Genomic DNA, 8,096 nt, shown 5'->3' with positions numbered 1-8,096 from the left:
CAACATATCCATATACATGGACTTGTTTCGAAATACGAGAGAAAACGCATACATCAAGATGTTTGAAGGAGATTCACCTTTCAGCTTTTTTACATTAGATGATTTCAATATCGCAGAAACATGAAATTTATTGAAGAAAATCTTGATTGAATCTGTTATCTGCTTAGTATCGAGTTCATTCTGTGATATAATCTTAGACAAGGCGTTGGTCTCCTTATGGTTAATTTTTGGTGGTACTTAAATTATACCAATTTTAGAGGCTTATCGCCTTTTTTGTTGCCAGTTTTTATTGAATTTTCAAGGTTCTAGAGCACTTTTTAATGTGCGAAGTTTCAGTTATTAATATTATTTTATCTCAAATAATAACTTTTGATGAGCATGCATCATTTATTGAAGAACTCAAATGGAACTTTTTGCAAATAAGAGGCAAGGGTGATGGTATATGGTTTGTAGCTGCGTTGTTTATGACTTTTATACCATTTTATTTTTTTGTAGATAGATATGAGAAAAGCGAAAAGCAGAGAAATGAAAGAATAATATTTATTATTGTTGCACTTTTATTATCAATTATTAGTAACGTATACGAAGCATTTATGGACCCAACTCTATTACCTTGGGGAACGGTTGCGCTTCCATGGCATTTGGAATATGTTTTTCAGGCCATGTTTTATATGACTATTGGATACCTATTCAAGGGTGAGTTTGAGAGAATGTATGACAAAACGGCTAATGCATTTTCTACAGTTGTTGTGTTCTTTGTTTATATAGTGTTTCGTTATATTCCTTATATAATGGCTTTTGAGATTGAAAACTTTATACCTAAAATGTTATACACGTATTTATGTGCGTTTTTGGGAATATTTGTATTAATATTTGTGAGTAAAAGAATAGTACCTAATAGATATCTATTGTACATAGGACAAAATACACTTATCTGTTTTGCGTTTCATGGGAAAATATATACTGTTTTACAAACTATTTTAAAAAGTATTTTAGGGGTGTTATATGGTGAAATATTGGGAAATATGTATGCTTCATCAGTTTTTGCAATTGTTTTGACCATTGTTTTATCATTTATATTGATAATTCCAATTTATGTTATTAATCGTTGGCTGCCTTTTTTGCTTGGAAGAGGATATCGTACAAGGGTTAAAGAATTAGTACGTGCTCAATAATTAATAACTACTGCTAGCGTAAAGTTTTTGTAGGAATAATTAAAAAGGGGATCCCCTTCATGATATAGTTGTATACGGTGTCCAAGACAATACAACCAAAAAACGGAGGAGTCCCCTTGTGTTAAATAGTATACAGCATTTTATTGAGAATGGAGTACCAAATCTTCAGAAAGCATCAAAAGATTTCTCGGAGAATCCAAAGGACTTTGCTGGATTCGTAAACAGAGTGAGGGATGAGGCATTACAGATAAGGAGCGGACGATAACGGACTCAATAAAAGATATGAATCTCATTGCCGGGCTGGAAGAGGTGCTTTCATGTCTCGTGTTCGTGAACAGTATTGATGAAACAAAAATGCTAAAGTATCTGGCCTTATATGACAATCCTTTTTTATATCAGAAGACTGGTTTTATCTTTAGTGAATATCAGAGGGAACTTGGCATAAGTGATGATTTTATTAAAATATGTAAGGATAGGTGCGGAAATTCAAAGAGATATTTGACATCCGGTATAAATAATCCTGCTTATTCCGGAGAATGGAAGTTGGTCTATCCGAAAAATATTAAGAGAATAAAAAACGGAGGGCTAGAAGATGCCGCAATTTAATAGAAGAGAGCTTGATGTAAGAGCTCGGGGATATGGCTTTAATCGCGATACCTTTGAGATGGTTCTTCGATTGAGGACAATTCTTGATTTCTTAAATACGCATGAATATATGCGTGAACATATGCTATAGACAGTCTTGTCTTTTCAAAAATAAAATCAGATTTGTTCCCGGTTCTGGCTGTGAAGGATAAATTTGACCTGGAAGGAAAGAAGCAACAGGCAAAGGAGTATGTAGCTTCGCTTATGAAGCCGACAGCTCAGGAAATGGAATATATGGAAAGGTTCATATCAAAGGAATATAAGCCGGAGCTGCTTTTTGAGGATGTAGAGATTGTAGAGCGCATACAGAACCATCCGATGGCACTATGGAAATGTAAATGATTTGTCACTACAAGTTTTTACAAATTCGTCCTGACATGGTAATATATTCGCTGTGTCAGGACTATTTTTATGTCATAATAGATAAATGGTGCCCGGCGTGGTACTCGGTACAATAAGCTGAGATAACAAATGGCTTAAATAAAGCATTTTTAGAAGGAGATACATAGAAAATGAAACTCGGAATCGAGGCAACTAGCTCATTTCACGTGTTGTCACGCCTGGTTACATATCTTCATTTTTCCTAACAATTCCCAAATCTTAATTTTACATAATTTCACGTAAATTCACGTGAAGTAGGAAATGCTGGTACATAGCTGGCACAAATTTGGTACATAGAAGTGTCCCTACGCCATTAAAGCTTGGTAAGCCTAGGAGTGATAGTTTCACCCGTGGTTTTGATTTTTGGAGCAGTTATTTCGAGAGAGATAATACTAATAAGTATAGATGCGCTTTTGCAGATATAGATTAGTACAAATAACAGAGAGCATTACAGATAGTGTGCAATGCTCTCGCTTTTTACAGAAGCTCATATTTTTTGAGATCTTTAATATAATTTTTCCAAGCACCATTTTCACCGCCAAAGAATCGTAGCTCTTGCTTGGACATATTGTGTTCATTCATTTTTAGTTCTGTTAGCTTCATGGTACAGATAAAATCCGCTACCTGAAATAAACGATAATCAGAAGGAATAACTTTTTTAGTCGCTACAGATGGAAGAAGAACATTAAGCACAGAGCCTAAGATTCGAGATAATTCCACTTGTCCGTTGTCGTAGTATATTTTTACAGTGTCATATGGGAGGAGAAATTCATAGTTATTCTTAATCCATGTTCCGATATGCTTTGAAAGCTGCATGGTTGCCTCGGTGATATCTTCAACATGGCGTCTATCTACATAGAAAGATTTATGCTTGATTTTTACTTTTCTTATAAATCCCATAAGTTTCATGAGAAGTTTTCTTCTTACGACGATGTTTTCTTCCTTGAACTCATCCTCCATACGAACAATAGGACCTGCATGAAGACAGTGGTTCGGATATCCGAGGTATAATAATTCTTGTTCAAGTGAAGCCAAACAAGCGGTGATGTCTGATGATTGATCATGAAAAACCATCGTAACAATATAGAATGGAGATTTTTTATTGAACTTCCCAAAATCTCATGATTCATCAATAAAAATGCTTATTTCTTTTATACAGTCTCCATAGCAAAAAAATGGTGTGGGACACCCACACCGTATCGTTGGACCCGGGTCTTACGACCAGCCCCAGTAGTATCATGTACTACCTTGTACATGTATATTAACGTGTTTCGCCGATAAAAACAATGGATTTAACATATATTTATGTATTTTGAATATTACATAGAGCAGTTATCTCAAACGAGGTAGCTGCTTTTTTTGCGCTCATTTTGAGCCTGAAACAATTCACTTTCAGAAGGAGGTAGGCGATGAACTACGAAGAATTCAAAGACAAGGTAGTAGAAGATGTAAGAAGAGAGTTAGAGACAAGAACCGGAAAATCCTACGATGTGCAGGCGCACACTGTAGAGAAGATGAATGAGAACTACTATGCCATCACAGTTAAGCCGGAGGATGGGCTCATAGGTGTGAACCTCAATGTCGAAGAGCTTTACAAGGCACATAAGGATGGGCACAGCTACGATAGCATCGTTGACAGGCAGTATTAAGCTTTTGGAACAGTGGCAGCGGAAGCGTAACAGAGACATGAGCCTGTAAAATATCCTTCTTTAAAATGTGACAATTAAAGAATGATATATATACAAACGTTCTTTAATGCGATAGAATTAAAGAACGAAATGAAAGGCGGTGATGTTTATGGATTACTCAATTGAATCGCTGAAAATGGTTATAGACTCAAATGATGGGATTATTTCTGCTAAACAATTGGCTGACAAGGGAGTTTCGAGACTTTCGCTGTACCAAGCATTGCTGAGTGGATTAATTAAAAAGGAATCCCATGGAAATTATGTGTTAACGGATAATCAACCTGACGAATATCGTGTGATACAGAATCGTTCTCCTAAAATGATTTATTCTCACGGTACTGCTTTATTTTTACATGGACTCTCAGATCGCGTTCCTCATGAGTTAGATATTACAGTTCCTCAGGGAGATAATGTTTCTCGCATAAAAAAGGATTATGAAAACACAAGATTTCATTATTGTAAAAAAGACTTGTGGAATTTAGGAATAACTGATGCTAAAACACCACAGGGGTATGAAGTAAAAATATATGATTTGGAACGCTGTATCTGCGATTTAATTAGAGACAAAAAATCTGCTGATACGCAGATTTATACACAAGCAATGAAGGAATATTTTTCAAGTAGATGCAATCCAAGAAAAATAGTTAAGTATGCCAGACAATTTAATATTGAATCAAAAGTTAGGATATACATGGAGGTTTTATAGTGAAAGAACGCTACTCTGATAAGTATGATGTTACTCAGCATCTGCATTATAAGGAGACTGCAGAGTACAATAAGAAAAAGGTATATGATATAGAAAAAAACCTAAAACCTGCAATATCTTTGAAGGATGATGATCTTTACGATGTAGTAGAAGCATAAAACAATATTGTTAGTGGCTATGATGATTCCATTATGGTTACCGACAAATTAGATGGGAATTCACGATAAAAAGAATATCGGAACAAATGTAAATGATATATAATTACTTGTACATGGCTGATACAGCTATGATGCATTTAGTTACAAATGGAAGGGTTTTAATGGGAGAGTTACAAAAGGACAATACAGTATACGTTTATGTAGATGAATCAGGAAGCATTACTAAGACAAATATTAGTAATAACAGATATTTCGTTATTGCTATGGTATTCACTGATAACCCTATTGCGATAAGACGTCTGTTCAAAAAGAAAATATCCCAGATGATAAAGAAGGATAGTAAGCGAAAAAAGGAAATCATACTTAACAAAGAGATAAAAGGATCAGAGCTTTCTGAAACTGAGAAAATCAAGATATATCATCATATTTTGGCTCATGGCAGTGATAAAATCGAACTTGGAGTTATTGTTTTGGACAATAACTATACAAATGATAAGTTTATAGAAAACCACGCCCGGACATTTAATTATATGGTTCAGGTATTCTTTGATAGCTGCTTTAGAAAACATAGTAAGTATATGACGGGAAACGGAAACATTGAGATTTTGCTTGATGAACAGAATGTTGCTACCGGGGCAAAATATGATTTGGAAGAGTATCTTAATCAGCAATTAACGATTAAGAATCCAATATGTGATAAGTTTTTTGCAAGTTATACAGATTCTAAGAATGAAAAGCTTGTTCAACTTGCGGATTTTCTTGCAAACACTTTTTACAGAAACATTGAAAAGAAAGACAGGGATAGTGCAGATTCTGTGAAGATGTGGATGAACAGTCTTTGTGGGGATGATGTTTTTGATTTTTCCGAAGCACATGACATTGAATTGAACGTTAAATGATTTTTGACTAATTTATGCATACGTGTTAATATATATTCAGCAAAGTAAATCGTTGTAAACCGCATGAGGATGTAAGGCAGATGTAAGCTGTCCGGTCCAGCGTTTTTGTTAGAAAGGCATTCCAGATATGGGATGTCCTTTTGTTGTATAGGAGATTTTTACATAGGCCAGCAAAGGCCGGAGACGTCCGGCACTTACTGGCTTATTTATATACCTAAAATCAGGTGTACATGAAGGAGAGGCATAACGAAAACATCAATAAATATTTTAAATCAGAGAAGGAGAGTAGTTCGAAGATTCAAAGGATTGAGATTTATGTAAAAGGTTCGCTGAATGTCTTTAACCACAGGACCAATGTTGATATCAACAACCGCCTTGTCTGCTATGACATCAAAGTCCTTGGCAAGCAGCTCAAGAAGATAGGAATGCTCATCGTTCAGGACCAGGTCTGGGGAAGAGTTACTGAGAATAGGACGGCAATGCGCAGTACCCGCTACTATATGGATGAGTTCCATCTGCTCCTTCGTGAGAGGCAGACAGCCAGCTATAGCGTAGAGATTTACAAGCGTTTCCGTAAGTGGGGAGGTATCCCGACAGCCATAACTCAGAACGTAAAAGACCTGCTGCTATCCACGGAAGTTGAGAATTGTATCAGAGAAAATTCAAGCGTGAGCACAAGGAAGAAAAGAAACATTCCAACGAGCAGAATCCTAAGGATGGTTCCAATGTAAAGTCCAGGGAAGCACAAAAGAAGAAAACAAGGAAGTCTTATTACCAGCGGGAAAAAGAGAAAGAGGCAGCAAGGCAAGGGTCCACCTGGCTTGAGAATGCAGTAAATAAGATTTCAGAGAAGATGAGTGATGTCATGGCAGCGTTTGCGAATTATGTAAGAGATAACCCCAAGATTGTCCTTGGAATTCTTTTGGTGATCCTTATCATAGTTCTTTTGTCTGCTATGCTTGGGAGCTGCGCTATGGTACTCCCTGGAACAACGGATAGTAGCCTTGCTGCAACCTACACGGCCTACGATGAGGATATTCATGGAGTTGAGACAGATTATAGGAAGCTGGAAAAAGACCTGCGCAAGAAAATAGAAAGCACTAAAGAGCTATATCCTGACTTTGATGAGTATGAGTACGAGCTTGATGAGATAGGTCATAACTCATATGAGCTCATAACTTATCTCACAGTAAAATACGATGACTTCAAGAGAAAAGATATGAATCAAATCGTACAAAAGCTCTTTGAAAAGCAGTACAAGCTCACATACACGAAGAAATCAGAAAAAAGAACAAGAACTGTTGAAAAGACAGGAATTCGATGGGTATTTGATGATACCAACCCTGATGGTGGCTATTACGAGCCTTATCTCTATGAAGAGGAGGAAGAGTATACAGTTAAGATCCTGAAGGTAAAGCTGGATAACAGAAGCCTTGGAAGAGTAATAGAAGAAATGGGACTTACTGCCAAGCAGAAATCTCATTATGATCTGCTTCTTTTGACAAAGGGCAATAAGGAATATCTTTTTGCAGATATCTATTCAGATTTGGAAGACCCTGAGGACTACCACGTTCCAGGAGAGGCGCTTTCTGATGCACAGTTTGCGGTCATGATAGCAGAAGCTGAAAAGTACCTGAGAAGAGCTTATGTCTGGGGAGGAAGTAATCCAACTACCGGCTTTGACTGTTCCGGATATGTATGCTGGGTACTAAACCACTGCGGCTATCATGTGGGAAGGACAACTGCTCAGGGCCTTAGGAGCAGATGCGCCTATGTGCCTGTGTCAGAAGCTAAGCCCGGTGACCTTATCTTTTTCCAAAAGACCTATGATACCACCGGGGCAAGCCACGTGGGCATCTATGTGGGAGATGGAATGATGATCCACTGTGGCAATCCTATTTGCTACACTTCGATCAATACCAAGTACTGGAAACAACACTTTTTATGCTACGGAAGAATTATGTGAGGAGGGAGATTATGTTCGAGAGACTGGATAAGTACAAGGCTGAGCTTGCAAAAGCACGGCAGAGAAAAGCTGAGTGTGATGCAAGAGTCAGAATGCTTGAAAAGAAGTGCCAGGAGGAAGAAAAGACAGCGGTCCATGAAATGATGAAGGCTGCAGAGGCAAGTGCTCTTACTTATTCCAGTGTTGAGACAGCAAAGGTTAATGGTGCTGATGTTTACTACTACCTAAAATATCTTCTCATGAAATGCCCAACATCTCTGACTTGCGATGAAGAACGTGAGAAGCTTTGTCCATGGAATCCCGAATGTAAAGAAGCTCTGGATGAGCTTCACCGTCAACATCAGAAAGCAATCTTCGATGCAATGTAATCTTTATCATATGTGAATTGTCAAGGTGCTCCAGTCTCTATGAGGCTGGGGTATATTTTATGGGCAAAAGCCCTTGTACCTGTTAACATGCATTGCGGGATAGTGCAATC

General features: G+C 37.2%; 12 protein-coding genes and 2 pseudogenes. 12 read left to right on the top strand and 2 right to left on the bottom strand.

Annotated elements, in window-relative coordinates:
- Positions 1-201 (bottom strand): annotated as a pseudogene (locus BM146_RS18490) (IS4 family transposase); the annotation flags it as partial.
- Positions 202-320: 119 nt separating this feature from the next.
- Between BM146_RS18490 and BM146_RS18485 the strand changes: the two are divergent.
- From BM146_RS18485 to BM146_RS20120, 5 genes are all read left to right on the top strand, one after another.
- Positions 321-1,175, top strand: coding sequence for an acyltransferase family protein (locus tag BM146_RS18485; protein WP_074892104.1), 855 nt, complete (start codon positions 321-323; stop codon positions 1,173-1,175).
- Positions 1,176-1,293: 118 nt separating this feature from the next.
- Complete coding sequence (locus BM146_RS19765; protein WP_177201749.1) at positions 1,294-1,440, top strand: hypothetical protein; 147 nt, start codon at positions 1,294-1,296, stop codon at positions 1,438-1,440.
- 65 nt (positions 1,441-1,505) lie between these two features.
- The gene (locus BM146_RS18480; protein ID WP_177201748.1) at positions 1,506-1,781 is read left to right on the top strand and encodes a hypothetical protein; all 276 of its coding nucleotides are present in this window, start codon (positions 1,506-1,508) and stop codon (positions 1,779-1,781) included.
- Positions 1,768-1,911 (top strand): hypothetical protein, encoded by a 144-nt coding sequence (locus BM146_RS20125; protein WP_242949445.1) that lies wholly within the window; start codon positions 1,768-1,770, stop codon positions 1,909-1,911. The genes BM146_RS18480 and BM146_RS20125 overlap by 14 nt, the downstream gene beginning before the upstream one ends.
- Before the next feature lie 50 nt (positions 1,912-1,961).
- Positions 1,962-2,162, top strand: coding sequence for a hypothetical protein (locus BM146_RS20120; protein ID WP_242949444.1), 201 nt, complete (start codon positions 1,962-1,964; stop codon positions 2,160-2,162).
- Between the two features lie 516 nt (positions 2,163-2,678).
- Here BM146_RS20120 and BM146_RS18470 read toward each other — a convergent pair.
- On the bottom strand, positions 2,679-3,275 hold the full coding sequence (locus BM146_RS18470) for a hypothetical protein (RefSeq protein ID WP_074892099.1): 597 nt from the start codon (positions 3,273-3,275) through the stop codon (positions 2,679-2,681).
- A gap of 335 nt (positions 3,276-3,610) precedes the next feature.
- On the opposite strand from BM146_RS18470, the gene BM146_RS18465 reads away from it, so the two are divergent.
- The 7 genes and pseudogenes from BM146_RS18465 to BM146_RS19755 all read left to right on the top strand — a co-directional run bounded on the left by BM146_RS18465 (position 3,611) and on the right by BM146_RS19755 (position 7,986).
- Positions 3,611-3,850 carry a DUF5688 family protein gene (locus BM146_RS18465; protein ID WP_074892097.1) on the top strand — a complete coding sequence of 80 codons (240 nt, stop codon included), beginning with the start codon at positions 3,611-3,613 and terminating at the stop codon, positions 3,848-3,850.
- A gap of 148 nt (positions 3,851-3,998) precedes the next feature.
- Positions 3,999-4,595, top strand: a complete 597-nt coding sequence (locus BM146_RS18460) for a type IV toxin-antitoxin system AbiEi family antitoxin domain-containing protein (RefSeq protein ID WP_083413657.1) — start codon at positions 3,999-4,001, stop codon at positions 4,593-4,595.
- Positions 4,595-4,753, top strand: coding sequence for a hypothetical protein (locus BM146_RS19760; protein WP_177201747.1), 159 nt, complete (start codon positions 4,595-4,597; stop codon positions 4,751-4,753). Before BM146_RS18460 ends, BM146_RS19760 begins: the two co-directional genes overlap by 1 nt.
- Before the next feature lie 92 nt (positions 4,754-4,845).
- Complete coding sequence (locus tag BM146_RS18455; RefSeq protein WP_074892095.1) at positions 4,846-5,652, top strand: DUF3800 domain-containing protein; 807 nt, start codon at positions 4,846-4,848, stop codon at positions 5,650-5,652.
- 305 nt (positions 5,653-5,957) lie between these two features.
- Positions 5,958-6,317: pseudogene (locus BM146_RS18450) on the top strand (VirB4-like conjugal transfer ATPase); the annotation flags it as partial.
- Positions 6,299-7,618, top strand: coding sequence for a C40 family peptidase (locus BM146_RS18445; RefSeq protein ID WP_074892093.1), 1,320 nt, complete (start codon positions 6,299-6,301; stop codon positions 7,616-7,618). The pseudogene BM146_RS18450 and the gene BM146_RS18445, both read left to right, overlap by 19 nt.
- Positions 7,619-7,629: 11 nt before the next feature.
- Positions 7,630-7,986 (top strand): DUF4315 family protein, encoded by a 357-nt coding sequence (locus tag BM146_RS19755; RefSeq protein ID WP_074892091.1) that lies wholly within the window; start codon positions 7,630-7,632, stop codon positions 7,984-7,986.
- Positions 7,987-8,096 lie beyond the last annotated feature (110 nt).

The sequence above is a fragment of the Butyrivibrio proteoclasticus genome (assembly GCF_900115735.1).
GTDB lineage: Bacteria > Bacillota > Clostridia > Lachnospirales > Lachnospiraceae > Butyrivibrio > Butyrivibrio proteoclasticus_B.
This window is presented reverse-complemented; position numbering and strand designations above follow the sequence as displayed.

Coding starts and splice junctions, on each gene's coding strand:
- BM146_RS18485 (WP_074892104.1), top strand. CDS start 321: ATGTGCGAAGTTTCAGTTATTAATATTATTTTATCTCAAATAATAACT.
- BM146_RS20125 (WP_242949445.1), top strand. CDS start 1,768: ATGCCGCAATTTAATAGAAGAGAGCTTGATGTAAGAGCTCGGGGATAT.
- BM146_RS18455 (WP_074892095.1), top strand. CDS start 4,846: ATGATATATAATTACTTGTACATGGCTGATACAGCTATGATGCATTTA.
- BM146_RS18465 (WP_074892097.1), top strand. CDS start 3,611: ATGAACTACGAAGAATTCAAAGACAAGGTAGTAGAAGATGTAAGAAGA.
- BM146_RS18470 (WP_074892099.1), bottom strand. CDS start 3,275: ATGGTTTTTCATGATCAATCATCAGACATCACCGCTTGTTTGGCTTCA.
- BM146_RS19755 (WP_074892091.1), top strand. CDS start 7,630: ATGTTCGAGAGACTGGATAAGTACAAGGCTGAGCTTGCAAAAGCACGG.
- BM146_RS18460 (WP_083413657.1), top strand. CDS start 3,999: ATGGATTACTCAATTGAATCGCTGAAAATGGTTATAGACTCAAATGAT.